The organism is Nonomuraea sp. NPDC004702, from assembly GCF_053601695.1.
Window position 1 is genome coordinate 42,967 of the sequence record NZ_JBSGCE010000004.1, and the last position, 24,444, is coordinate 67,410.

Genomic DNA, 24,444 nt, shown 5'->3' on the forward strand with positions numbered 1-24,444 from the left:
TCACTGCTCCTCCCGCACGACGAAGGAGGAGGTCTTGCCGGTGCGGTCGTTGCCGATCAGCGCGTCGACCGTCCGGACGCGGAAGGAGCCGGGGTCGTGCTGGAAGGCCGTGCTGAGGGTGAAGGTGGCGGCCAGGAGGTCGTGGCGCAGCCGTTCGGGCAGGTCGGGCGGGGTCTCGGGGCCGGTCAGCAGCAGCACGTCCACGCCGGAGACCCGGCCCTGCCGCTCGGTGATCAGGACCTGGGCGCGCAGCACGCCGGCCTCGCGCTCGGCCTGGGCGACGACGTCGTCCACGTGCAGGCCGAGGCCGCGCACCTGGACGACCGAGTCGCGGCGGCCCAGGACGCGCAGCGCCCTGCCGTCCCGGCCGCACGGGCAGGAGACGAGGCGGCCGGCGTCGCCGGTGCGGTAACGCAGCACCGGGTTGAGCATGTCGGGGTTGAGCGTGGTGAAGTCCAGCAGCTCGTCGGCGTCGCTGTGCACGAGCTGGTCGGGCAGCGGGTGGAAGACGTCGGCCGGGCAGTCCGGGGTGTTGGTGGCGGCGACCCAGGTCTCGGTGCTGCCGAACATGCCCCAGCGGCGGGCGTCCGGGGCGACCTCGGCCAGGTCCTCGTCGAGCTGGGGATGCCAGGCCTCGCCCAGCCAGAGCACCTTGCGCAGCGCGGGCAGGCGCAGGCCGGCCGCGCGGGCGTGGGCGAACCACAGCCGCAGGACGCTGGGCGTGCCGCCGAACGCGGTCACCTTCCGGTCGGCGAAGAAGCCGAGCCAGTCGCCGTACTCCTCCTTGCCGACCGAGCCCAGGGCGATGACCCGGCAGCCGGACAGGTCGGCGAAGGCGGCGGCCAGGAAGTGGGCGCCCCACATGCGGCCGGCGCCCCAGGCGTTGACGAAGACGTCGTCCGGTTCGAGCGGCTGCCAGTGGCGGTGCACGCCGTCCATGTAGAAGCCGGTGGGGGCGTAGCCGACCTTGGGCGCGCCGGTGCTGCCGCCGCTCTGGAAGAGCCAGGTCGCGCCCTGTCCGGCCTTGGGTTCCAGGTGCGCGAGCGCGACGTTGAGGTCGTCCTTGACCAGCGGCGGCAGGGCGGCCAGGTCCTCCAGCGTGAGCACCTTCTCGTGGCCCTCGTAGCGCGGCGCGAGCGCGGGCACGCTCCTCAGCCGCTCCAGCGAGCGCCTCGGGACGCGCAGCAGCGGCTCGGCCGCCGCGGACGTCAGCGAGAACGATTCGGTCATGGGGGTCACCAGCTCTCGGGGTCGTGCGGAAGACGGTCGTGCGGAAGACGGTCGTGCGGAAGGCGGTCTTGCGGAAGGCGGTCTTGCGGGTGGCGGTCTTTGAGGAAGCGGGTGTGGCCGTCGCGGTAGGCCGTCCAGCGGGCGCGGGTGACGTCGCGCTGGAGGGTGCGGGCGGGGTCGCCGAGGTCGGGCGCGATCACGCCGTCGGGCTCCAGCTCGGAGAACCAGTAGCGCTCGCCGTCGTGCAGGAAGTCGACGCAGAAGAAGGGGATGGGCAGCCGCTCGTAGAAGTACGCCGTGGCCGCCGCCAGCTCGGGCGGCACGGGCGGGAACTCCATCGTGCCGCCCCTGCTGGCGTTGGCGACCGGCGAGCCCGGCTCCGGGATGCGTTTCATGACCGCGTACGGCTCGCCGTCCACGACGTAGACGCGGTAGTCCACGGTGCCGTCGCCCAGGTAGGGCTGGACGACGAGCGTGGTGTCGCCGCCCTGGGCGAGGCTGGCCAGGCCGCGCAGCTCCTCGGAGTCGCGGGCCAGGTTCACCCCGCCGCCGCCGCACCAGCCGGCCGGCTTGACCAGGGCCGGGTAGGTGAGGCCGGCGATGGCGGCCTCGTACAGGTGCTTGCTGGTGTCCCGGCCGGTGCCGATGCGCAGGGTCGGGATCGGCGGCACGGGCGAGTCGCGCAGCCGCAGGACGGTGGCCAGCTTGTCGTTGGCCACCGGCGACAGGGACGGCGGGAACGGCAGGTAGAAGCCGGCCTCCTCCAGCACGGCGTAGAGGGCGTACTGGTTGAAGACGTCCATGGACTGGTAGGGCAGGGAGTACAGGGCGGTGATGAAGAGGGTGTCCTCGGGGGTGACGGGCTCGTCGTCCACGAAGACGCGGGGCCGGCCGGGCTCCAGGGCGTCCACGGTGACCGAGTCCGGGGAGTTCCTGGTCCAGCGCAGGCCGAGCTCGGCGGCGACCTCCTCGTACAGGTCCCAGAAGAACGGGTGCCACATCGCGGTGGCCCGGGTGGACTCCCGGTCGGGGAAGATCCAGCACAAACGGCGCAACGAGCTCATGACTCTCCCTTCTGGCTCGCCCACCAGCGGCGGCCGGGCTCGGGCAGGGTGTCGATCGGGTCGTAGAAGGGGAAGCGGCGCGCCGGGCCGGGCGGCTCCAGCCCGATCCCGTGGCTCCTGGTCCAGTACGAGACGCCGCGTTCCCGGTCGTAGGCGGCGGCCTGGTGCACCCAGCGCTTGCCGACGTAGGGCACGTCGCACACGATCCGGGGCGTGGCGTAGCCGGGCAGGTGGCCCATGATGGCCTCCTGGAGGTGCCGCGCCTGGTGCAGCGGGGTGCGCCAGTGCTCGGCGTTGGGGATCAGGTCGCAGACGTAGAAGTAGTAGGGCAGGATGCCGGCCTCGCCGTGCAGGGCGAAGCACAGGTCGAGCAGGTCGTGCGGGGTGGCGTTCACGCCGCGCATGAGCACGCCCTGGTTGCGCACGTCCCGCACGCCGGCCGCGAGCAGGGCCCCAGCGGCCTCGGCGACCAGCGGCGTCACCGAGCGGGCGTGGTTGGCGTGGGTGTGCACGGCCAGGTTCACCCCGCGGGCCCGCGCGACGGCCGCCACCCGGCCCACGCCCTCGACCACGGCCGGCTGGAGCCAGTGCTGCGGCAGCCCGACCAGCGCCTTGGTGGCCAGCCGGATGTCGCGTACGGACTCCAGCTCCAGCAGCCGCAGCAGGAACGCCTCCAGCCGCGGCCACGGCATGTTCGCCAGGTCGCCGCCGGAGACCACCACGTCGCGGACGGCGGGCGTGCGCTTGAGGTAGTCCAGCATCAGCTCCTGCCGGTCCACCGGCCTGAGCGTGAGCCTGGCCTTGACGACCTGCGGGGTGGAGGTGCCGACCAGGTCCATCCGGGTGCAGTGGCCGCAGTACTGCGGGCACGTGGCCAGCAGCTCGGCCAGCACCTTCGTCGGGTAGCGGTGGGTCAGGCCCTCCACCGCCCACATCTCGGCCTCGTGCAGCGAGTCCCGCTGGGCCCGCGGATGGCTCGGCCAGACCGGGTGCCGGTCGGAGGCGACCGGCAGCAGGTAGCGGCGGACCGGGTTGGCCAGGAACGCCGCCGTGAACGCGGCCGGATCGCCGGGTTCGTCCGGCGCCATGACGTTGAGGAGCTGGGGCGTGACCAGCATGGACATGGTGGCGAACCGGGCCACGTCGGCGGCCAGGTCGGCGAGGAAGGCGTCCTGGAGCAGGTCGCCGGTCACGGCGCGCAGCTGCGCCGCGTTGCGCACGCAGTGGGCGCGCTGCCACTGGGCGTCGCGCCACTGCGCCTCGGTGACCCCGCGCCACCCCGGCAGCCGCCGCCAGTCGGGCTCGGCGAGCGCCCGCCGCGCGTACACATAGGGGCGGTCGGCATCCCCGGACCCCGCGGCCCCGGACCCCGCGGCCCCGGACCCCGCGGCCCCGGACCGGGCGGTCTCGGCGTCGGCGGCGGGGCGGCGGGGCGTGTCGTCGTTCGGGCTCATCCGGCGAACAGCGCCGCGTGCCGGGTGCGGAGCTCGCGCTTGAGCACCTTGCCTGTGGGGCCGAGCGGGTAGTCCTGCTCGGTACGCGCCAGGATCACCGCGCCCAGCGTGGCCAGGCCCGCGTCGGCCAGCGCCTTGTTGGCCTTCTCCCTGATCTCCTCGGCGGTGACCGCGGCGGCCTCGGCCTGCGTCCGTACGACGGCGATCGGCACCTGCCCCTCGGGCCCCGGCACGCCGACGACCGAGCAGTCCTGGACGAGGTCCGCGCAGTCGGCGATGAGGACCTCCTCGACGGGCAGGCTGTAGACCGGCCCGGCGGCGGTGTCGATCACGTCCACGGTGCGGTCGAGGTGGTAGAAGTCGCCCTCGGCGTCCCGGCGGGCGACGTCGCCGGTGAGCCAGTAGCCGTTGAGCTCGAAGCTGCCGGTCAGCCTGGCGTCGTTCCAGTAGCCGGGGGTGCGCGACGGGGTGATCACGCCCAGCAGGCCGACCTCGCCGTCGGGCAGCTCCCGGCCGTTCTCGTCGAGCACGGCGGCCTTGATCACCGCGTCCTGGGGCTTGCCCACGCAGCGGTCGGCACGCGGCGTCTCGGGGGTGGTGACCTGGCCGAACAGCGCCATGCCCATCTCCGAGGAGCCGAGCCCGTCCACGAACTGGGAGCCGGGCAGCGGCTCGCCGGCGGCCTCGCCGCGCGGCAGCAGCCACGACCTGATCAGCCCCGCGGGCCGCTCGCCGAGCTGGACGAGCCGCCGGATGTGGCCGTAGTGGGCGCTGTCCCCGGTGTTGAACCAGGAGTGCACCCGGGCCGCGCCCCTGACCGGCAGCTCGCCGGTGGCCAGCTCGACGAACGTGCGCGGGAACGAGGCCACCATGGTCGGCTGGAACGCCTCCATGACCGGCTCCACCCCGGCCCGCCGCCAGTCCGACATGATCACGGTCGGCAGCCCGAGCAGCACCGCGGTGAGGAAGTAGCTGAGCCCGCCCGCGTGCGTGTGCGGCATGAGCGACATCAGCCGGTCGTACGGCTCCGCCGGGAAACGCACCATCCGGAGCTGTTTGCCGTCCCAGAAGCTGCGGTGTCCGAGGATGGTGGACTTGGGGGTGCCGGTGGTGCCGGAGGAGTGGATGAGCGCCACCACGTCGTCCGGCTCGTGCCGGTACGGGTACTGCTCCGGCAGCCCGCCGGCCGCCGCGTCGTGGGCCCGCACCTCGGCCGCCAGGGCGACGAACCGGGGCCGGGCGCGCGGCGTGTTGCGGTAGGCGAGCTGCAGCCGGGTCGTGTCGTCGGCGACCACGCCCACCACGCCGACATGCTCCAGGTAGCCGGCCATGACGTCGGCCCGCATGGCGTCGTTGACCATCGCCGGGATCGCGCCGAGCGCGGTCAGCGCCAGGAAGTGCAGCAGCGGCTCCAGGCCCTCGGCGACGACGACGCCCACGGGCTCGCCGGGCCGCACGCCGTTGGCGTGGTACCAGGTGGCGTACCGGTCGCGCAGGGCCGCGAGGTCGGTGAGGCTGTGGCCGCGTAACACGACCTGGCCGCGGTGGTCGGTGTGGTGGCTGTGGATGAACGGCACCGACCGGTTGGGGTTGGCCGCCAGCGCGTGGTCGAGGAAGTTGCCCGCGCCGAGGCCGGGCTCGGTCATGAAGCCCTGCCGTACGGCCAGGGGGGCGATCGGGGTCTGGTCAGTCATGGATGTGCCTCCACGTCGCGTCGATCTCCGCGGCCACCCGGTGTCCTGAGCGGATGGCGCCTTCCATCAGGCCGAAGAACTCGGTGCTCGTCTCGGTGCCGGCCCAGTGCACCCGCTGGTGGGGGGTCGTCAGCCGCGGGCCGAGCCGCGGCCAGTCGCCCGGCCCGAACAGCGCCGCGTAGCAGCCCCGGCTGTGCTCGTCGCTCAGCCAGTCGGTCACATGGCAGGCGTCCGGGGCGGGCAGCCCGGGGAACAGCCGCGCGACCTGGGCCCGCGCCCGCTCGGCCTGCTCGCGCGGGGACAGCGCGGCGAACGCCTTGGCCTGCGCGCCGGTCACGAACCCGGTCAGCACGCCCGCCGAGCCGCCCGCGGGCGAGTCGTCCACGGTGGACAGCAGGGGGCCGTCCGCGCTGACCGACCAGCCCGAAAGGCCCTGCTCGCGCCAGAGCGGCGCGGGGTAGACCAGGTGCACCTTCACCGCGCAGCCGGGCGCCGTACGGGGGCCCGACCGCGGCGCGGGCAGGCCCGGCCGGAACTCCACGGCGTCGGCCAGCACCGGCGGCACGGCGACCACCACCGCGTCCGCCCTGGTGGCGCCGGTCGCGGTGACGACGTCCACGCCGGTCGCGTCCTGGTGGACCGCGCGTACCGGCTCGCCGAGGCGCACCCGGTCGCCGAGCCGGGCGGCCAGGCGCAGGCACACCTGGTGGGCGCCGCCGTCGATCCGGTCCTCCTGCGCGCCGCCCGCGAAGGCGTTCAGGTAGCGCAGCCCGCCGCCCGAGCGCAGGTAGAAGGCCAGATGCAGGACGGACACGTCCGCCGGGTCGGCGGCCATCATCTCGCCGGCGAACAGCGGGAAGAACAGCCGCGCGTCCGGATGCGTCAGGTGCTCGGCGGCCCAGTCCGCCGCCGTGGTGGCGTCCAGGCGGGCGGCGTCCGGGGTCAGCCAGGGGGCCTCGGGGCGGACGGCGGCGGCCAGCTCCTCCAGCGCGTCGAACAGGCCGCCCAGCGCGACCGCCGACAGAGGCGGGAACCGGCCGGTCCCGGGCTCGCCGCCGAGCGCGAACCTGGCCGCGCCGCCCACGGTGGCCGGGGTGGTCTTCAGGTCCAGCTCGGCCAGCAGGGCCGTCAGTGCGGTGTGCCGCTCCCCCAGGTACGCCGCGCCCGCGTCGGCCCAGCCGCCGGGGGCGACCTCGATGCCGTGCGTACGCCCGCCGACGCGGTCCCTGGCCTCGATCACGGTGACCTCGGCGCCGGACGCGGCCAGGTCGGCGGCGGCGGTGAGCCCCGCGAGGCCCGCTCCCACGACGACGACCCTCATGCCAGGCTCGCGATCTTCTTGGCCAGCGCGGCCGGGGTGGGCGCGTCGAGGAAGTCGTCGAAGTCCAGCTCGGCGCCGCAGTCGCGGGCGATCGCGCTGAGGACGCGGGTGGCGAGCAGGGAATCCCCACCCAAGACGAAAAAGTCAGAATCATCCGTTATTTCGGGGTTTTCCAGTACCCGCCGGAAGATGTCGGAGACGGCGGTGACGTCCACGTGCATGATCTCCTTCAGTTGGTGGTGTAGCGCCGGTGCGAACCGGCGCGGTCGACCTTGCCGCTGGTGGTGTAGGCCAGTTCGGGCACGACGGTGATCCGGCTGGGCACCAGGTGGCCCGGCACCCGGCCCCGCAGGTACTCCCGCACCTCGCCGGCCAGCCCGCCCTCGACGTCCCGGCCGGGCTGCGGATCCTGGGCATCCCGGCCGGGCTCCAGGTCCTGGGCATCCCGGACGGGCTGCGGGTCCTGGGCGTCCCGGACGGGCTTCGGGTCGTCGGCGCCCCGGCCGGGCTGCGGGCCGTCGGCGTCCTGGACGGGTTTCGGGTGCTCGGCGTCCCGGCCGGGCTGCGGGCGGGGGACGACGTAGGCGGCGAGGGTGGTGTGATCGGCGACCGTGACACCCGCCACCGCGACCGCGCTCACGCCCGGATGGCCGGCGATGTGCGCCTCGACCTCGGCCGGGTCCACCCGGATGCCCCGGATCTTGAGCTCGTGGTCGAGCCGTCCCTCGTGGACGAGCGCCCCGCCGCCGGTCACGGTGACCCGGTCCCCGGTGCGGAAGAACCGCCCGCCGCCCGCCTCGGGGGTGACGAAGCGCGCGGCGGTCGCCTCCGGCAGGCCCAGGTAGCCCAGCGCCAGCGCCGGGCCGCCGACCAGCAACTCGCCCTCCGCACTCACCCGCTGCTCGACGTGCGCAAGCGCCCACCCGATCGGCACCCGCTCCCCCGCCCCCGGCACCCGCCCTTCCACCGTGGAGCCGGACGGGTCCGCCGACGCCCGCTCCCCCGCCGTCGAGCCAGGCGAGTCCGACGGCACCCGCTCCTCCGCCCCCCGCACCCGCTCATCCACCGTGGAGCCGAGCGAGTCCGCCGACGCCCGCTCCCCCGCCGTCGAGCCAGGCGGGTCCGACGGCGCCAGCCCACCCACGACCCCGTCGGTCATCGGGCCGTGCAGGTCGATGGCGTGCGTGATGAGGGTGGTCTCCGTGCATCCGTAGGTGTTGAGCAGGCGGACGCCGCCGGTGTCCAGGGCCCGCCAGTCGGCCAGGCGCGACGGGCTGACGGCCTCGCCGCCGATGATCACCAGCCGGACGCACGGAGGCAGCGCGGCCCCTTCGTCGGCCAGGTGCCGTACCAGCTCGTGCCAGAACGCCGTGGGCAGGTCCAGCACGCTGATCCGCTCGTCGGCGACCGCGCGCAACATCCGCCGGAACGAGCCCGAGTGCGCGCCGTCGTGGAAGACCAGCGCCGCCCCGCCGGTCAGGGCGGGCAGGATCTCCTCCAGGCAGGTGTCCCAGTTCAGCGAGGCGAACTGGAGCACCCGGTCGGCCGGGGTGATGCCGAACAGCTCGCGCAGCGCCCCGGTAACGACGGAGATCGCCCGCCTGGGCGTCACCACGGGCTTGGGCGCACCGGTCGAACCGGAGGTGAACAGGACGTACGCGGGCGCGTCCCCCGCGACGACCGGCAGCTCACCCGCCGCGCCGCCGTCGAGGTCGCCCCCGAAATCGCCGCCGAAGTCCCCGCCGGGGACGCCGGAGTAGTCGGAGTCGCCGCCGGAGTGGTCGGCGTCGGCGTCAGAGCTGCCGTCAGAACCCCCGTGATCGGGCGGCTCGATCACCTGTACGCCGTCCGGGGCCCATGCGTCCGGCCCGGACGCGACCAGCGTGCGGCAGCCGGCCGCCGCCAGCATCGCCTGCCGGCGGGCCCGCGGGTGCGCCGGGTCGACGGGCACGTACGCGCCGCCCGCCGCCAGCGTGCCGAGCAGCGCGGCCACGGTCCCCGGCGCGCGGGACGTCAGCACGCCCACCGCCCCGGGACCGGGCCCGAGCCGCCGGGCAATGGCGCGGACCCAGACGGCCAGCTCGGCGTAGGTGACGGTGCGACCGTCGTGGACGAGGGCCGGACGGCCCGGATGGAGCCCGGCCGTGCGGGCGAACTCCTGGAGAACGTCGTGGTGCGGTTCGGACAACGCTGCCTCTTCCCCGGGGCGACGCGACGGGGCCGGCCGCGCGTCGGCGCGTCTGTCAGCCCGTGTCAAGCGAATGTGGAGCGAACCCAAGCGAGATCGCGTTCAGAGTGCAGCAGGGCGCTGCACGGGGGCTTGATGGCGTCAGGATTTCGGCTGTACTGCCTGTCATGTCTCCTGTATGGCGGCCTGCGACGTGGCAAAGGGGAAATGCGATATGTCAGACGAAACAGCACGGGCGGGTCTGGCGGACGTACTGAAAATCGGGCTCCTGGGGGCGGTGCGCGCCTGGCGGGGGCGCCAGGAGATCCCACTCGGGCCGCCCCGGCAGCGCGCGGCGCTGGCCCTGCTCGCGCTGGACGCGGGCCGGCTCGTCTCGGTGAACCGGCTGATCGAGGGCCTGTGGGGCGAACGGCCTCCGGCCGGGGCGCGCAACCTGGTGCAGGGGTACGTCTCCCGGCTGCGCCCCCTCCTGGCCGCGGCCGGCGTCACCATCGCCTACCGCCCGCGCGGCTACCAGCTCGGCCTGGACCCCGGGCAGGTGGACGTGCACGAGTTCCGCACGGCGGTCACCCGGGCGCGCGCCGGCGAGACGGCCGAGCGGCAGGCCACCGGGCTGCGCCGCGCCCTGACCCTGTGGCGCGGCGAGCCGCTGACCGGCGTCTCCGGCGGCGAGCTGCTGGACCGGCTGCGCGACGCGCTCGCCGAGGAACGCCTCGGCGCCGTCGAGGAGTGCCTGGACGCCGAGGTCCGGGCGGGCCGCGCGGCCGTGCTGGTGCCGGAGCTGATCGCGCTGGTCGCCGAGCACCCGTTCCGCGAGGGGCTGGTCGGCCTGCTCATGCTGGCGCTGTGCCGGGCCGGCCGCCGCGTGGACGCGCTGGAGCGATACGAGCGCACCCGCCGCCGCCTCACCGAGGAACTGGGCCTCGACCCCGGCCCCGAGCTGCGGCAACTGCACCAGCGCATCCTGCGCGGGAACGTTCCGCCGATCAGGCCGGCCGATTCCCGGGAAACGGTGACGCCCGCACAGCTGCCGCCCGCCCCCGGCCAGTTCACCGGCCGGACCGCCCAGCTCCGCCTGCTCGACCTGCTCACGGCCGACGGCGACGCACCGGCAACGGACAGCGACCCGCCCGCGAGGGACAGCGACCCGCCCGCGAAGGACGGCGACCCGCTCACGACAGGCGGCGCCCCGCCCGCGACCGGCGGCAACGCGCTCGCGAGCGGCGACGACCCGCTCGCGACGGGCGGCACCTCGCTCGCGACCGGCCGCGACCCGCTCGCGGCAGGCGGCGACCCGGCCGCCGGCGGGGCGGCGATCTCCGTGCTGACCGGCGCGGGCGGGTCCGGCAAGACGGCCCTGGCCCTGCACTGGGCCCACCGCAACCGCCACCGCTTCCCCGACGGCCAGCTCTACGTGGACCTGCGCGGGCACTCGGCCGAGCGGCCGCTGCTGCCGATCGAGGCGCTCGGCCGGTTCCTGCGCGGGCTGGGCCTGCCCGCCGAGCGTGTGCCCGGCACGGTGGAGGAGGCCAGCGCGGCCTACCGCAGCCTGCTGGCCGACCGGCGGGTGCTGGTGGTGCTGGACAACGCCGGCAGCGAGGAGCAGGTCCGCCCGCTGCTGCCGGGCGGACGTCGCTGCGCCACCGTGATCACCAGCAGGGACCGCCTGGACGGCCTGGTCGCCCGGGACGGCGCGATCCCCGTCCCGCTCGGCGTGTTGTCCACCGGCGAGGCGGTCACGTTGTTCGGCGGGATCCTCGGCGGCGAACGGCTGGCCGCCGAACGGGACGCGGCGCTCGACCTGGCCAGGGCGTGCGGCCGGCTGCCGCTGGCGCTGCGCATCGCCGCCGCGGGCATCCTGGGCCGGCCGGGCGGGGACGCCGTCGGCGGCATCGCCGGTCAGGTGCGCCGGCTCACCGGCACCCGATTATCGGCTTTGGCGGTCACCGGAGATCCGCACGCGGCCGTGCGCGGCGCGTTCGACCTGTCCTATCACCGCCTGGATCCGGCGGCGCGGCGGCTGTTCCGGCTGCTGGCGCTCGTCCCCGGGCCCACGTTCACCGCGGGGGCGGCCGGCGCGCTGGCCGGGACCGTGCCCGCCGAGGCCGACCGGCTGCTCTCCGGACTCGCCGCCGCGCACCTGGTCGAGGAGCCGGAGCCGGGCCGCTACACCTTCCACGACCTGATGCGGGAGTACGCCCGCGAACGCGTGCTGGCCGAGGAGTCCGCGCCGGGACGGGCCCGCGCCCTGGACGCGCTGATGGCCTGGTACCTGCGGATGGTCCGGGAGGCCGGCGACGTCGCCTACCCCCACCTGCTGCGCGCCCCCGCCGACGGCTCCGGCCGCCCGGCCGCCTTTCCCGCCGCCTTTCCTGGTGCCGCCGCCGCGCTGGCCTGGCTGGACGCCGAGCGCGCCAACCTCGTCGCCGCCGTACGGAACACCCCCGACCATCCGCACGCCTGGCGGCTCATCGACGCGATGAACGGCTACCTCGACCTGACCGGCGGCCAGCCCGGCTGGACGGACGTGCTGCGGGACGCGCGGCGGGCCGCCCGCGCGGCCGGCGACCACCTGGGGCAGGCGGCCGTCGGGCACTGCCTGGCCGCCACCCGGTGGCGGGCGGCCGAGCTGACCGAGGCGGTCGCGGAGCTGCGCGGGGCGTTCACGGCCGCCGAGCTGGCGGGCTGGCCGGAGGGGAAGCTCGCGGCGCTGGCCGCGCTCGGCGTGGTCCACCTCCAGCAGGGCAGGCTCGGCGCGGCCCGGCGGCTGCTGGCCCTGGCCGTGGACGGCTCGCGGCGCTCCTCGCGGGTGGGGGCCGCGCCGCTCGTCGACCTCGGGCTGGCGCTGACCCAGATGGGCCGGCTCGACGCCGCCGAGGAACGCCTGAGCGAGGCGGTGTCGCTCTGCCGCGACCGCGGGCTGCCCGCGACCGAGGCCGCCGCGCTGGCCAGCCTCGGCACCGTGCTCCGGCTGACCGGCCGGCTGGGCGAGGCCGTCCGGTGCCTGACGGCGGCGCGCGGGCTCGGCGCCGCGATCGGCGAACGGTCCCAGGCCGACCTGTGCAGGGAACTGGCCGACGTGCACCTGGACGCGGGCCGGCGGGCCGACGCGCTCGGCTACGCCGAGGAGGCGCTGCGGCGGGCGCTGGCGGTCGGCGATCCCAAGCTGGAGCTGGACGCCCTGCTCGGGCTCGGCCGGATCCGCTGCCAGACCGACCCCGGGGCCGCCGTCGGGCAGCTGAGCGCCGCGCTGGAGCGGGCCCGCGGCATCGGCGCCGCCGTGGGCCAGGCGGACGCGCTCGTGGGGCTGGCCGTGGCGCGTACCCGTCTGGACGAGCACGCGACCGCCATGCGCGACACGCTGGCGGGGCTGGCGCTGGCCAGGAAGGCGGGCGCGGTGCTGGTGCAGGGCGCGGCGCTGGCGGCGGGCGCGGAGGCGGCGCTGGCGGCCGGCGACCCGGGCCTGGCCATCTCCTACGCCGCCCGCGCGGCCCGCGTCCACGCCGGCAGCGGCTACAAGCTGGGCGAGGCGCGGGCCCTTCTGACGCTGGGACGCGCCCACTGCCGCACCGGCGACGAGCCGGCCGCCGAACGGTTCCGGGAACGGGCCGGCGACCTGTTCACCGCGGTCCTGGATCCGCCGCCGGCCCGGCCCGCCGAGGTGGCCGCGGGCCGATGACCGGCCCCGCCGGAGCCTCGCCGGGATCAGCTTCGGCGGGATCCGCTTCGGCGGGATCAGTGGAGGACGCCGTGCTCCGCGGCCCAGGCGGCGACCTGCGTGCGCGAGCCGAAGTTGAGCTTGAGCAGGATGTTGGCGACGTGCCGGGCGGCCGTGGCCGGGCTGATGAACAGCTCCTCGCCGATGGCCCGGTTGGACAGCCCCCGGCTGATCAGCACGACGATCTCCCGCTCGCGCGGCGTGAGCACCGACGCCGGGCCCGACGCAGCCCCCGCCGCACTGCCCGTCGCACTGCCCGCCGCACTGCCCGCCGCGGGCCGCGGCGCGCCCTGGGCCGGCCGCTCGCCCCGCAGGCCGTAGCGCAGGGCCTCCTCCTCCGTCATGCCGCCGCCCATCGTCCACCAGAGCTGGACCTGACCGTCGCCGGCCTCCGCGCGGGCGCGGGCGAGCAGCGGCTCGGGCGTGGCGGACGTCCAGACGGGCAGCCCGAGCCGCTCCTCCATGGCCTTGGCCGCGGCCCAGAGGCGTACGGCGGTCTCCAGGTCGTGCTGCTTCTCGGCCAGGACGGCCAGCGCGACCAGCGCGGAGATGATCGGCAGGTGCTGCCCCATGGACCGGCTCAGCGTCACGCACCTGGCCAGCCGCGCCCTGGCCCGCTCCGCGTCGCCCTGGCGGGCGAGGACCGCGCCGAGCAGGCCGAGACTGGTGGCGAGGACGGGCTTGGCCGCCATCTCCTCGGCCAGCTCGGCGCACTCCTCCAGGTGGCGGCGGGCGCTGTCGAGGTCGCCGAGGTAGTCGGCGAAGCGGCCCAGCTCCAGGTGGGCCCGGGTGACCCCCCACAGGTGGCCGAAGCGGGAGTAGACCTCGATGGCCTCCTCGCCCCTGGTCAGCGACTCGCGCCGGAGGCCCTGGAAGGCGGCCACCCCGGACAGCAGCAGCCGCGCGGACGCCTCGATCAGGCCGTTGCCGACGCGCAGGGCCAGTTGCAGGGCCTCCTCGCCGCGCTCGGCGGCCAGCGCGATGTCGCCTTTGGTGCCTTCGTACATGCCGGCGATCACGAGGGTGAAGGCCAGCATGAAGTCGTCGCCGGTCGCCCGGCGCAGCTCAAGGGCGCGGGCGGCCGACTCGCCGCAGGCGGCGGCGTCCTGCTGCTCGTAGGCCAGGTTGGCGTGGTGGAGCAGGGCCTCGGCGGACAGGTCGGCGAGTGAGCGGGCGGCGGGCAGCGCGAGCAGGCTCTCGTACCAGCGGCGGCCCTCGGTCAGCTCGCCGAACCCGGCCCACAGCGGCATGTAGCCGCACGCGAGCCGCAGACCGGGCTCGGCCAGGCCGGACCGGACGGCCCAGGACAGGGCCTCGCGGGCGTTGCCCAGCAGGTCCTGGAGCGCGAGCAGCCGGGCGTAGCGCTGCGGCCAGGTCAGGCCGGGCGTGGCCCACACGTCGCGGCCGTGGTGGTGGGCGAGGTCGGCCAGGCCGTGGAGCAGCCGGTCGCGCAGCTGCCGGGTCTCGCCGGCCGACTCCAGCTTCCCGGCGGCGAACTGGCGGGCCGACTCCAGCAGCCGGTAGCACGAGCTGCCCTGGTCGAACAGCACGAGCGACTTGTCGACCAGGCCGCTGAGCACGTCGAGGACCTGGGCGGCGGCCAGGCTCGGCCCCGCGCAGACGGACTCGGCCAGGTCGAGGGTGAACGGCCCGCTGAACACCGCGAGCCGCCGGAAGAGCACCTGCTCCTGCGGGGAGAGCAGGTCGTGGCTCCATTCGAGGGTGGCCAGCAGGGTGCGCTGCCGGGCCGGCGCGGTGCGGCCGCTCGCCGTCAGCAGCTGGAACCGGTCGTTGACCCGGGCCGAGATCTGGCCGGGCGACATCGCGGCGGTCCTGGCCGCGGCCAGCTCCAGGGCCAGCGGCAGGCCGTCGAGGGCGTGACAGAGGCGGGCGATGTCGCCGGCGTTGGCGCCGGTGACCGCGAGCCCCGACCCGGCCGACCGCGCCCGGTCGAGGAAGAGCTGCACGGACTCGACCCGCTCGACCTCCTCGGCCGCCTCCGCCGGGCCGGGCAGCGCCAGCGGCGGCACCCGCCACACCAGCTCGCCGGGGATCTTCAGCGGCTCCCGGCTGGTCACCAGCAGCCGCAGGTCCTCGCAGGAGGTCAGCAGCCGCTCGGCCAGCTCGGCGCACGCCTCGACCAGGTGCTCGCAGTTGTCCAGGACGAGCAGCGGCTTCTTGCCGCGCAGGAAGTCGACCAGCGTGTCGAGCAGCGGCCGCACGCCCTCCTCGTGCACGCCCAGCACCTTGGTGATCTCGTGGACCAGCAGGTCGGCCCGGGTCAGCCTGGACAGCTCGGCCAGCCAGACCCCGTCGGGGAAGGACGGGACCAGCCGGGCGGCGATCTGCAGCGCGCACCGGGTCTTGCCGGTGCCTCCGACGCCGCTGAGCGTCAGCAGCCTGACCTCACCGACCAGCCCGCACAACTCCTCCAGATCCCGTTCCCGCCCGATGAACCTGTCGGGCTCGGCGGGAAGGTTGTGTCTGAGCAACGTCACCATGATCCTCATGTGTCTGGACCCCAGGATTGGCACCCAGTGTGACACCGCCCTCACGAGCTGTCAGAGGTTTGCCCCAAGCGCGGGACCGGCGGCGCGGACCGGGACGACCCGCAGCCGCGCGTCGATCAGCAGGGTGACGTCGTGCTCGGTGATGATCCGGCGGCACTCGGCGGGGTCGGGCTCGTGCGCCGCGACCAGCCGCGCGCCCGCCCCGAGCACCATGTCGTAGGCCCGCAGGTCGGCCCCGGCGACCAGGACGACGTCGGCGGCGCCCACCTTGCGGGCGGTGGTGAGCCGGGCGGTGGGCTCGATCGGGCCGTCGGCGCCGAGCAGGCTGTCGAAGCCGGCCGTGCCGGGGATGCCGGTGAAGGAGTAGACCTGCCGGATGTCGGCCTCCTGGGCGATGGCGTCGGCGTCGTCCCGGTCGGTGATCATGATGCGGGCGCCGGTGGCGGCCGGTCCGCCGGGGATGGACACGACCACGCCGCCCGCGGCGAGCACGGCGTACCCGGCGACGGGCAGATGACAGCCGCCGCGCAGCAGCACGACCACCGGGTCGCCGGGGCGCAGGCCGCGCCGCCGCAGGCCCTGGGCGGCCTGGCGGGCGCGGACGGCGAGCGTGCCGTACGTGAGCGTGGCGCCGCTCGCGGCCTCGGCGACCGCCACCCGCGGGCCGAGAGCGGCCGCCCGCAGCAGGACCGTCTCCGTCCAACCAGTCATGGCCCCCAGGCTAGGAAGCGGGGCGGCCGGGCGGCATGGTCCAGAGTGTGTAACCGGGTGTGTAATCCGGCCGCGCCATACCCGATTCCGCATGGCTTGAGCCCGCGCGGGGGCGGCGCGCGTACCTCCTGACGGCAGATCCCGGTTCCGGTTTCGGAGGTACGTCATGCACCGCAGAGTCGCCCTGCTCGCCGTCGTCGCGCTCGCCGTGGCGGGCGCGCCGGTCCCCGCGCAGGCCGGGACCGCCCTGGACCGCGGGCCCGTGGGCTGGTCGGGGGCCGGTTCGTCGTCGCAGCGCAGGACCGTCATGGAGTACTGGACGCCGGAGCGCATGCGGGCGGCCAGGCCGCTCTCCGCGCCCACGCCGCGCCGCGGGACGTCCTCCGGGCCGACGCGGGGCACGCCCTGGGCGACCCGCGGCGTCACGGGCGGCCGCCGGATCACGACGTCCTCCTGGACCGGCTCCCGGACCGGCGCGGCGGCCTCCTCGCTCGCCGGGAGCACGGCGGCGGCGGCCCGCCGGGCGGCGCCCGCGCAGGACAGTCCGGGCCAGGCGTGGGCGGACGGGGGCGGCGTCGCCCGCACGGTCGGCCGGGTCTTCTTCACCACCGCCGAGGGGCGTACGGCCTCCTGCTCGGGCACCGCGGTGACCAGCGCCAACCAGAGCGTCGTGATGACCGCGGGCCACTGCGTCAAGATGAACGGCGCCGCCCACCGCAACTGGGTGTTCGTCCCCGGCTTCGACGACGGCCGCCGCCCGTTCGGCACGTGGGTGGCCACCCGGCTGCTGACCACCCAGCAGTGGAACACCAATGAGGACATCAACTTCGACGTCGCCGCCGCCGTGGTCGCGCCCTTACAGGGACGCACGCTCACCGACGTCGTCGGCGGCCAGGGGGTGGCCTTCAACCAGCCCACCGGACGGCAGATGTTCTCCTTCGGCTACCCGGCCGCCGCCCCCTTCGACGGCTCCGACCTGGTGTTCTGCAGCGGACGGGTGTTCAAGGACCCGGTCAGGACCCGCGACCAGGGGCTGCGCTGCGCGATGACCGGCGGGTCGAGCGGCGGGCCGTGGTTCGACGGGTTCGACACCTCCAGCGGCCTCGGCTGGCTGAACTCCGTCAACAGCTTCAAGTACGACTTCGCCCCCGACTTCATGTTCGGCCCCTTCTTCGGCAACGAGGCCATGGCCGTCTACCAGGCCGCACAACGCTCCGGCGCCGCCTGACCACCGCCGGCGTCCGCTGACTGATCTGTTTTGGGCCCCCCGGCCGGTATTCCGGCCGCACGGCGGACGCTCTGACCCGGCGCACGAACGCCACCACGCCGTCAGGCGACCCACGGGGGACCACGTTGACCCAGACCAGTGCCGACGCCCATGCCGCGGCCCGCCTCCGGCCGGCGGCGGTGCTGCGGCTGCTGGCGGGGCGGGGCGCGTTCCGGGCCGGTACGCAGGTCGCCGCGGCGGCGCCGGCGGCCGTGTGGGACGGGGCGGCGTTCGGCCACTACGCCACCGCGCTCGGGCTGTGCGGATGGCTGCTCCTGGTCGCGGACGCGCCGGAGAAGGCCGCGCTGAAGACGCTGGCGCGGGTGAGGCGGACCGGTCCGGCGGTGGCCAGGCTGACGGTGGCCATGTCCGCCGCGCCGGTCGCGGTGCTGCTGGCGGTGCTCGTTCCCGTCGCGGTGACCGCGCCGCTGTCGACGGCGGCCCTCTGTCTCGCGGCCGGGGCGTGGTCGGCCTGCACGGGCCTGCTGATGACGGTCTCCGGGCTGCACCGCGTACGCGGCCGGCCCGTGCTGGACACGATGGCGTTCGTGGCGAGCGGCGGCGTGGTGCTCGCCGTCACCGCCGCCACCCTGTGGACCGGCTGGCCGCCGCAGACGCACCTGCTGCTCGTCCTGGCCGGGACGGTCGCGGTGACCTGCGGGGCGCTCGCGGCGCTCCCCCGCGACTGGCTGCGCCCGCCTGCCGGTCATGGGCGGCGGGCGTTGCTGCGTCCCCTGTCGCGGGCCGCCTGGTTGCTGGGGGCGGCCGACCTGTGCGACGCGCTCTGCTTCGCGGTCGTGTACCTGGTGCTCGGCGCCTCGGGGCGGGCGGGGCAGAGCGGCGTGCTGTATCTCGCGCTGCTGCCGGCGGTCGCGGTCTGCCAGCTCGTCATCTACCTGCTGCGGGTCGCGCAGCCGGCGACCTCGCGGCGGCTGCGCGGGCTCGCCGGACGGGCCGGGCGGGCGCGGGCGGCACATCTCCTGGGCCGGGCAGGCTGGGCGGGGGCCGCCGCCACCGTCGCCTGCGCGGCCCTGCTCCGGTGGGCGCCGGACGGGCTCGCGGCGTCGCCGGTGGTCCTGGCCGGGCTGGTCGTCGTCGTGCTCGCCCTGTTCCTGACCGTGATGTACGCGGCCTACCTGGTGGAGAACACGAACAACGACGTGCTCGCCGTGACGTCGGCGGGCGCGTTCGCCGGGCTGGTGGCCACTGCCTCGCTGGCGGTCGTCGTCGTGCCGTGGTCGGGGGCGGCCGGGGGCCTGGTGGCGCTGGCCCTCGGGGTGCCCGTGAAGGCCCATGTGATGCGCCGGATGCTGATCTCGCGGAACTCGGAGTGACGACATGTACGTGATGGGCATCTCCCGGGCGCACGACTCCGCGGCGGCGCTGGTGCGCGACGGCGAGATCGTGGCGTTCGCCGAGGAGGAGCGGCTCACCCGCGTCCGGCACGACGGCCGCTTCCCCCGCCGGGCGGTCGCCTACTGCCTGGAACAGGCGGGGATCGGGCTGGACGAGGTGGACCACGTGGCCTTCCACGGGCCGCGGACGGGCTCCCCGCCCGGCTGGGAGGTCAGGGAGGCCGCCGGGCACACCGGGCCGGCCGGGTTCGGGGTGCACCAGGTGGAACACCACCGCGCGTACGCGGCCGGCGCCTTCCACGTGAGCCCGTTCGACTCGGCCGCCGTGCTCACGATGGACGGGACCGGCACCTGCCTGGCCGTCGCCGACGGGGACCGGATCAGGCACCTGCGGCACGTCGGTCACCCCCACTCGCTGGGCGCCCTGTACGCGGCGGTCACCGGCTACCTCGGCTTCCGTCCCGGCCTGGACGAGGACAAGGTGATGGCGCTGGCGGCGTACGGCGGCGACACCTACGTGCAGCCCTTCGCCGATCTGCTTCGCCTGACCCCGTACGGCGGCCATGAGCTGGACCTGAGCTGGTTCGAGCCGCACGCGGGCGGCGGGCGGCACACCGTCTCGGCGAGGTTCCTCGACGCCTTCGGCCCGCCGCCCCCGCCCGCCGGGGAGATCCTCACCCAGCACGCCGTGGACATCGCCTTCGCCCTCCAGGCCACCCTTGAGCGGGCCGGGCTGCACCTGGCCCGATGGCTGCGCGAGACGACCGGGGCGACCCGGCTCGCGGTGGCCGGCGAGACCGCGATGAACCCGATGCTGAACGGCCGCCTGCTGGCCGAGTCCGGCTTCGAGGAGCTGTTCGCCCAGCCCGCCGCCGCCTCGCTCGGCGCGGCGCTGGAGGTGAGCGTCGGCCGGTACGGCCGGCCCCGCCCGGCGGGCGGTCACGTGTTCGCCGGGCCCGGCTTCACCGCGGAGCGCATGGAGAAGGCGCTGCGCGACGCGGGCGTGGACTACCGGCGGCCGGACGACATCGCCGGGCACGCCGCCGCCCGCATCGCCGACGGCCTGATCGTGGGCTGGTTCCAGGGCCGGACGGAGTGCGGGCCGCGCGGCCTGGGCAACCGCTCGCTGCTGGCCGACCCGCGCGACCCCACGTCCGCCGCGCGCATGAACGAACGGGTCAGGCGCAGGGAGCCGTTCCTGCCGCTCGCGCCGTCGTGCCTGGCCGAGCGGTCCGCGGACTACTTCGCCGGGGGGCATCCCTCGCCGGTCATGCTGCTCGGGTTCGACGTGCTGGACCACCGCCGCGGCGAGGTGCCCGCGATCACGCACGTGGACGGCAGCGCCCGCGTGCAGACGGTGAGCCGGGCCGCCAACCCGCTCTTCCACTCCCTGATCACCCGCTTCGAGGCGCTGACCGGCGTGCCGATGCTGGCCGGCGCCTCCTTCCGGGACGACGACGAGCCGATCGTGTGCACGCCCGAGGACGCCGTCGCCTGCTACCTCAGGACCGGCGCGGACGCGCTGGCCCTCGGCCCGTTCTGGGCCCGCAAACGCCGGACGGACGACCGGGCCGGCCGGGAGGCGGACCGATGAGCGGCGCGAGGTCCCTGCGCCCGCACCCGCCCCGGCCGGTCCTGTGGCGGGTGCTCACCGCCGGGCGGGCGGGCGAGGCGGGCGATGTACAGCGTTGAGGTGGCGGCCTCCATCGGCGAGGTCGGGGCCGGGGAGTGGGACGCGCTCGCCGACGGCGTGCCCTTCGTGCGGCATCACTGGCTGGCCCTGGCCGAACGCGTCCTGTCCGGGCACCGGCCGCGCTACCTGCTGGTCCGCAAGGACGGCGGGCTCGTGGCCGCGGCGGTGTGCGCGCTGGAGCACCGGCTGCACAACCCGGTGCTGGAGTCCCGGTTCGGGCGGCTGACCAGGAGGTGGCCGTTCCTCCAGGTCCAGGCGCCGATGACGGCGACGTCCGGGCTGCTGGGCGGTGAGGGGCCGCAGCGGCGGGTGCTGCTGCGGGCGGTGCGGTCGCTGGTCAGGCGCGAGGGGCTGCTGTTCTGCGTCGTGGACCACCTGCCGTACGCCGCCGGGCAGCCGGGCTACAGCCGCCTGGGCTGGTTGCCGGAGACGCTGCTGGACCTGACGTGGCCGTCGTACGAGGCGTACCTGGACCATCTGCCGCGCAAGAGGCGGGCCGAGATCCGGCGCACGCAGCGCCGGGCCGCGCGGGAGGGCATCGAGGTGCGGCCGCTGACGGCCGGGCCGGGCGGGGAGCCGGACCGGCTGCTGGACCGGCTGGGCCCGATGGTGGCCGCGGTGGACCTCCGCCACGGGCCGCACGTCTTCTACCGGCCGCGTCTGTTCACCGAGGCGGCCGGCGCCCTGGGCGCGGACCTGACCGTCCTGGCCGCCCGCCGCGACGGCGCGCCGGCCGGCTGCGTCGCCCTGCTGCGCGACGGCGACGAGCTGGTCGCCCGGTGGATCGGGCGCGACTACGCCCTCACCGAGGGCACCGCCGTCTACCACGCGCTGCTCACGGCGTGCGTACGGGCCGCCGTCGGCTCGGGCGCGCGCAGGCTGCGGCTCGGCGGCGCGGCGTACGAGACGAAGAAGCAGTTCGGGGTGCGGCTGGAGCCGCGCAGCCGGTTGTTCGCCGCCCGCGGCGCGATGGTCACCCGGCTCGTCGGCGGGCTGGGCCACCGCCTCGACCCGCCGCAGCTCCCGTCCCCGCCATCGAGCACGTGACCCGGCAAGGACGAGGGCCGGTGGGCGCCGCCGTTCAGCGCTCGCGGCGCTCCGGGGGGAGCTCGCCCGCGAAGACGCGTAGCTGGAGGGCCAGCGTGGCGTAGTAGCCGACCAGGGTGGTCAGCTCGAACAGACCGCGCTCGCCGAGCGCCGCCGTGACCGCCCGGTAGTCCTCCTCGCCCAGCGTCCCCGTCCGGGTCAGCTCGCGGGCGGCGAGCACGGCGGCGCGTTCCGCCGGGTCGGTCAGGCCGGGCCGACGTCCCTCGCGCACCGCGGTCAGCTCGGCCTCGGTCAGGCCGCAGGACCGGCCCACCGCCTCGTGCGCGTCGCGTTCGAAGTCGCTGCCCCAGTGGGCGGCGACCACGAGGATCGCCAGCTCCCTGGCCCGGTCCGGCAGCACCGAGCCGTAGCGCACCGCCGCGCCCAGCGCCTGGAGCGCGCCGCCGACCGGCGGGCTCAGCAGCATGGCGTTGAACGGGCCGCGCAGCCGTCCTCGCTCGTCGGCGAGGGGGAAGACCTGGGGGCCCGCCGCCCGGGGGCCACCGGTGATGGCGCGGTAGACCTCGGTCTGGGCGTCGTCCAGGTCTTCCGGGGGAAGGGCGGGCAGCCGGGCGGTCATGCGGTGCTCCTGTCTCGGCGACGCGGGCCACCCGGGCTCCGCCGGCGGGTGGACCTGCGGTGACGTCTCGCGCTCGGGTTCCGGTGGCGCGGTTAGCCGTGGCCGGATCACGGAACATCCTAGGTCTCTAGCCGCGCGGCCGTCTTGGAGATCATGACCATGGAGTTCGCCACTCCCCACCGCCACCGTCACCGCCCGCCGGGGCGTGTCTCGTGACCAGGACCGGGGTGTCCGGGCCGCTGCTGGTCGTGCTCGGCCTGCTGTCGGCGGTGGCGCCGCTGGCCACCGACATGTACCTGCCCGTGTTCACCGATCTGGCGGCCGACCTGGGGACGGGCGCGGCCGGCGTGCAGCTCACGCTGACCGCGTTCCTCACCGGGCTGGCGCTGGGGCAGCTCGTCATCGGGCCGCTGTCCGACCGGTTCGGCCGCCGCCGGCCGATCCTGCTGGCCACCGCCGCGGCCCTGGCCGCCTGCGTCCTGTGCGCGCTCGCGCCGGACATCCGGACGCTCGTCGCCCTGCGTTTCGTGCACGGGTTCGCCGGGTCGGCGGGCATCGTCATCGGCCGCGCGGTGGCGGCCGACCTGACGTCCGGCCGGGCGGCGGCGCGGATCTTCTCGCTGCTGGCCTCGGTGGTCGGCGTCGCGCCCGTCGTGGCCCCGCTGATCGGCGGCGCGCTGTCGCCCGCCGGGTGGCGCGCGGAGTTCTGGGTGATGGCCGGGATCTCGGCGGTGATGCTGCTCGGTTCGGCGCTCGTCGTGCCCGAGACGCTGCCGCCCGGACGCCGGCACGCGGGCGGCCTGGCCGCCACCGGGCGGACAGTGCGGCGGCTGTTCGCCGACCGGGGCTATCTCGGTTACGCCTTCTCCTTCGCCTTCGGCTTCGCGGGGCTGATGGGGTACATCTCGGCCTCGCCCTTCGTCGTGCAGAACGTCCTGGGGCTGTCCACCCCCGCCTACACCGTGACGTTCGCGGCCAACGCGCTGGGCATGACGCTGACCGGCCTGGCCGCGGCCCGCCTGGTGCGCCGGTTCAGCCCGGAGGGGCTGCTGCGGACCGGGCAGGGGGTCGTGCTGGGGCTGTCGGCCGTGCTGCTGGTGCTGCTGGGGGCGGGGGTGGCCGCGGTGGTGGTGCTGCCGGTGCTGTTCGCGCTGGTCAGCTCGGTCACGCTGATCATGGGGAACGCGGCGGCGCTGACGGTGGGGCGGGCGCCGTACGCGACCGGCACGGCGGCGGCCGTGATGGGCGCGTTGCAGTTCGCGCTCGGGGCGCTGGTCTCGCCGCTGGTCGGCCTGGGCGGCGCGGACACCGGGCTGCCGATGGGCGTCACGCTGGTCGTCAGCGCGCTGCTCGGCATCGGCGCCCGCCTGCTGACCCGGGGCCTGCCCGAGACCGGCCCCACCACCGCCGAGGCCCCAGCCCGCGGCTGAGCCCCGCCCGGTGGTGTCTTCCGGGCCTGGGTTCAGGGGGCCGGGTGGGTGCGAAGGGCCGTGTCGAGCCAGTCGAAGGCCGGGGCCGACGGGGCCGGGGGCGGCCAGGCGTTGATCACGGCGAGCAGGCGGAGGTAGCGCTCCCTGCGGGGGTCGTTCGCCGCCGTCAGCCTGGCCAGCAGCCGCTGCCGGAGGCCGGCGTCGTCGGGACGGCCCAGGAGGCGTGCGTACTCGCCGGCGACCGCCGCCACGATCGGCGCGGACTCGGGCGCGGCGGGATCCAGGCCCACCGCCAGCGCCTTCCCTGCCGCCCACACGCCCCGCGACACGGCGTCCGGCAGCATCCCTTCCCCATGGCCCGCGGCATGGTCGGTGGCGTGGTCGGTGGTCAGGTCGTGCAGTTTCGCGCGGAAGGACGGGTCCGCCATCAGTTCGGCCAGTTCCAGCCACGCCTCCACCTGCTCCGGCTCGGCGTCGTCCGGCAGTTCGGGGGTCAGCGAGACCCGCATCCCCGCCAGTCCCGGCCCGGCGTCCGGGACGGCGGCGTCCAGGAAGTCGCCGACCAGGCGGCGGCGTTCGTCCTCCGACAGTCCTGCGAGTCTGTGCATGAGCTCCATCTCCTCAGGCCCCGAGCCGCGCCGGGCCACCGCCGTCAGCACCGCGCGCCGCATCCGCAGCGTGCGGATCCGCACCGCCAGGGCCTCGGCGTGCGCCGCCGCGACCTGCGCGAGCGTCAGCTCCCGGTCCACGACCTTGCGGACCGTGACCAGGTCGACCCCGAGGTCGCGCAGCGTGCGGACGAGGTCGAGGCGGGCCGCGGCGGCGGCGTCGTAGAGGCGGTAGCCGGCCGGGCTGCGTTCCACCGGCGGCACGATCCCGCGGTCGGAGTAGAACCTGATGGTCCTGACCGGCAGTCCGGTCCGCCGCGCCAGGTCGCCGATCGTGTAGAGGGTGCCGCCGTCCATGGCTCCACCTTGGCGTCTCCCCCTGGTGGAGACTCAAGCGCCTCCCTCGTCGCGCGGCTCCGGCCGATGACCGTGGTGTCAAGCCTCGGATCGTGACCGGCGTGATCGTAAGGTGGGACTGACCACCGGGGAGCGGTCCTGGACGTCGCCGCGCGCCTGGGTGCCCTCACTTCGACGG

At 75.7% G+C, this 24,444-nt stretch carries 17 protein-coding genes and 1 riboswitch; of the genes, 6 read left to right on the plus strand and 11 right to left on the minus strand.

Annotation, left to right across the window (positions count from 1 at the left end):
• From ACWEJ6_RS07225 to ACWEJ6_RS07255, 7 genes are read right to left on the minus strand one after another with little or no spacing between them, the layout of a single operon-like run.
• On the minus strand, positions 1 to 1,230 hold the full coding sequence (locus tag ACWEJ6_RS07225; RefSeq protein WP_358292668.1) for a phenylacetate--CoA ligase family protein: 1,230 nt from the start codon (positions 1,228 to 1,230) through the stop codon (positions 1 to 3).
• A 5-nt stretch (positions 1,231 to 1,235) separates the two neighbouring features.
• Complete coding sequence (locus tag ACWEJ6_RS07230) at positions 1,236 to 2,294, minus strand: ATP-grasp domain-containing protein (RefSeq protein WP_452422049.1); 1,059 nt, start codon at positions 2,292 to 2,294, stop codon at positions 1,236 to 1,238.
• A complete protein-coding gene (locus ACWEJ6_RS07235; protein ID WP_452422051.1) occupies positions 2,291 to 3,748 on the minus strand; it encodes a KamA family radical SAM protein in 1,458 nt (485 codons plus the stop codon). The genes ACWEJ6_RS07230 and ACWEJ6_RS07235 overlap by 4 nt, the downstream gene beginning before the upstream one ends.
• Complete coding sequence (locus ACWEJ6_RS07240; RefSeq protein ID WP_452422053.1) at positions 3,745 to 5,442, minus strand: class I adenylate-forming enzyme family protein; 1,698 nt, start codon at positions 5,440 to 5,442, stop codon at positions 3,745 to 3,747. Before ACWEJ6_RS07240 ends, ACWEJ6_RS07235 begins: the two co-directional genes overlap by 4 nt.
• Entirely contained in the window at positions 5,435 to 6,763 is a 1,329-nt protein-coding gene (locus tag ACWEJ6_RS07245) for a flavin monoamine oxidase family protein (protein ID WP_452422055.1), read from the minus strand. Before ACWEJ6_RS07245 ends, ACWEJ6_RS07240 begins: the two co-directional genes overlap by 8 nt.
• A complete protein-coding gene (locus ACWEJ6_RS07250) occupies positions 6,760 to 6,978 on the minus strand; it encodes a phosphopantetheine-binding protein (RefSeq protein WP_352324385.1) in 219 nt (72 codons plus the stop codon). Before ACWEJ6_RS07250 ends, ACWEJ6_RS07245 begins: the two co-directional genes overlap by 4 nt.
• 14 nt (positions 6,979 to 6,992) lie before the next feature.
• Entirely contained in the window at positions 6,993 to 8,951 is a 1,959-nt protein-coding gene (locus tag ACWEJ6_RS07255) for an AMP-binding protein (RefSeq protein ID WP_452422057.1), read from the minus strand.
• Positions 8,952 to 9,165: 214 nt separating this feature from the next.
• Here ACWEJ6_RS07255 and ACWEJ6_RS07260 point away from each other — a divergent pair, with 214 nt between their 5' ends.
• The gene (locus ACWEJ6_RS07260) at positions 9,166 to 12,630 is read left to right on the plus strand and encodes an AfsR/SARP family transcriptional regulator (protein WP_452422059.1); all 3,465 of its coding nucleotides are present in this window, start codon (positions 9,166 to 9,168) and stop codon (positions 12,628 to 12,630) included.
• A gap of 56 nt (positions 12,631 to 12,686) precedes the next feature.
• On the opposite strand, the gene ACWEJ6_RS07265 is transcribed toward ACWEJ6_RS07260, so the two are convergent.
• Together ACWEJ6_RS07265 and ACWEJ6_RS07270 are read right to left on the minus strand one after the other, a co-directional pair.
• On the minus strand, positions 12,687 to 15,161 hold the full coding sequence (locus tag ACWEJ6_RS07265) for a LuxR C-terminal-related transcriptional regulator (protein ID WP_452422061.1): 2,475 nt from the start codon (positions 15,159 to 15,161) through the stop codon (positions 12,687 to 12,689).
• A gap of 69 nt (positions 15,162 to 15,230) precedes the next feature.
• Entirely contained in the window at positions 15,231 to 15,890 is a 660-nt protein-coding gene (locus tag ACWEJ6_RS07270; protein WP_452422063.1) for an AMP-binding protein, read from the minus strand.
• Positions 15,891 to 16,056: 166 nt separating this feature from the next.
• Between ACWEJ6_RS07270 and ACWEJ6_RS07275 the strand changes: the two genes are divergently transcribed.
• The 4 genes from ACWEJ6_RS07275 to ACWEJ6_RS07290 all read left to right on the plus strand — a co-directional run bounded on the left by ACWEJ6_RS07275 (position 16,057) and on the right by ACWEJ6_RS07290 (position 21,252).
• Positions 16,057 to 17,118 (plus strand): trypsin-like serine peptidase, encoded by a 1,062-nt coding sequence (locus tag ACWEJ6_RS07275; protein WP_452422065.1) that lies wholly within the window; start codon positions 16,057 to 16,059, stop codon positions 17,116 to 17,118.
• Positions 17,119 to 17,243: 125 nt separating this feature from the next.
• Positions 17,244 to 18,491: a hypothetical protein gene (locus ACWEJ6_RS07280; RefSeq protein WP_452422067.1), complete on the plus strand. Its 1,248-nt coding sequence runs from the start codon at positions 17,244 to 17,246 to the stop codon at positions 18,489 to 18,491.
• Between the two features lie 4 nt (positions 18,492 to 18,495).
• Positions 18,496 to 20,106 carry a carbamoyltransferase family protein gene (locus tag ACWEJ6_RS07285; protein ID WP_452422069.1) on the plus strand — a complete coding sequence of 537 codons (1,611 nt, stop codon included), beginning with the start codon at positions 18,496 to 18,498 and terminating at the stop codon, positions 20,104 to 20,106.
• 84 nt (positions 20,107 to 20,190) lie between these two features.
• A complete protein-coding gene (locus ACWEJ6_RS07290) occupies positions 20,191 to 21,252 on the plus strand; it encodes a GNAT family N-acetyltransferase (protein ID WP_452422071.1) in 1,062 nt (353 codons plus the stop codon).
• 34 nt (positions 21,253 to 21,286) lie between these two features.
• On the opposite strand, the gene ACWEJ6_RS07295 is transcribed toward ACWEJ6_RS07290, so the two are convergent.
• Positions 21,287 to 21,871: a carboxymuconolactone decarboxylase family protein gene (locus ACWEJ6_RS07295; protein ID WP_452422073.1), complete on the minus strand. Its 585-nt coding sequence runs from the start codon at positions 21,869 to 21,871 to the stop codon at positions 21,287 to 21,289.
• A gap of 212 nt (positions 21,872 to 22,083) precedes the next feature.
• Here ACWEJ6_RS07295 and ACWEJ6_RS07300 point away from each other — a divergent pair, with 212 nt between their 5' ends.
• Complete coding sequence (locus tag ACWEJ6_RS07300; RefSeq protein ID WP_452422075.1) at positions 22,084 to 23,301, plus strand: multidrug effflux MFS transporter; 1,218 nt, start codon at positions 22,084 to 22,086, stop codon at positions 23,299 to 23,301.
• A 32-nt stretch (positions 23,302 to 23,333) separates the two neighbouring features.
• Here the strand turns inward: ACWEJ6_RS07300 and ACWEJ6_RS07305 are convergent, their stop codons facing one another.
• Positions 23,334 to 24,266, minus strand: a complete 933-nt coding sequence (locus ACWEJ6_RS07305) for a MerR family transcriptional regulator (RefSeq protein WP_452422077.1) — start codon at positions 24,264 to 24,266, stop codon at positions 23,334 to 23,336.
• 82 nt (positions 24,267 to 24,348) lie between these two features.
• Positions 24,349 to 24,435: riboswitch (ZMP/ZTP riboswitch) on the plus strand.
• Positions 24,436 to 24,444: the final 9 nt, after the last annotated feature.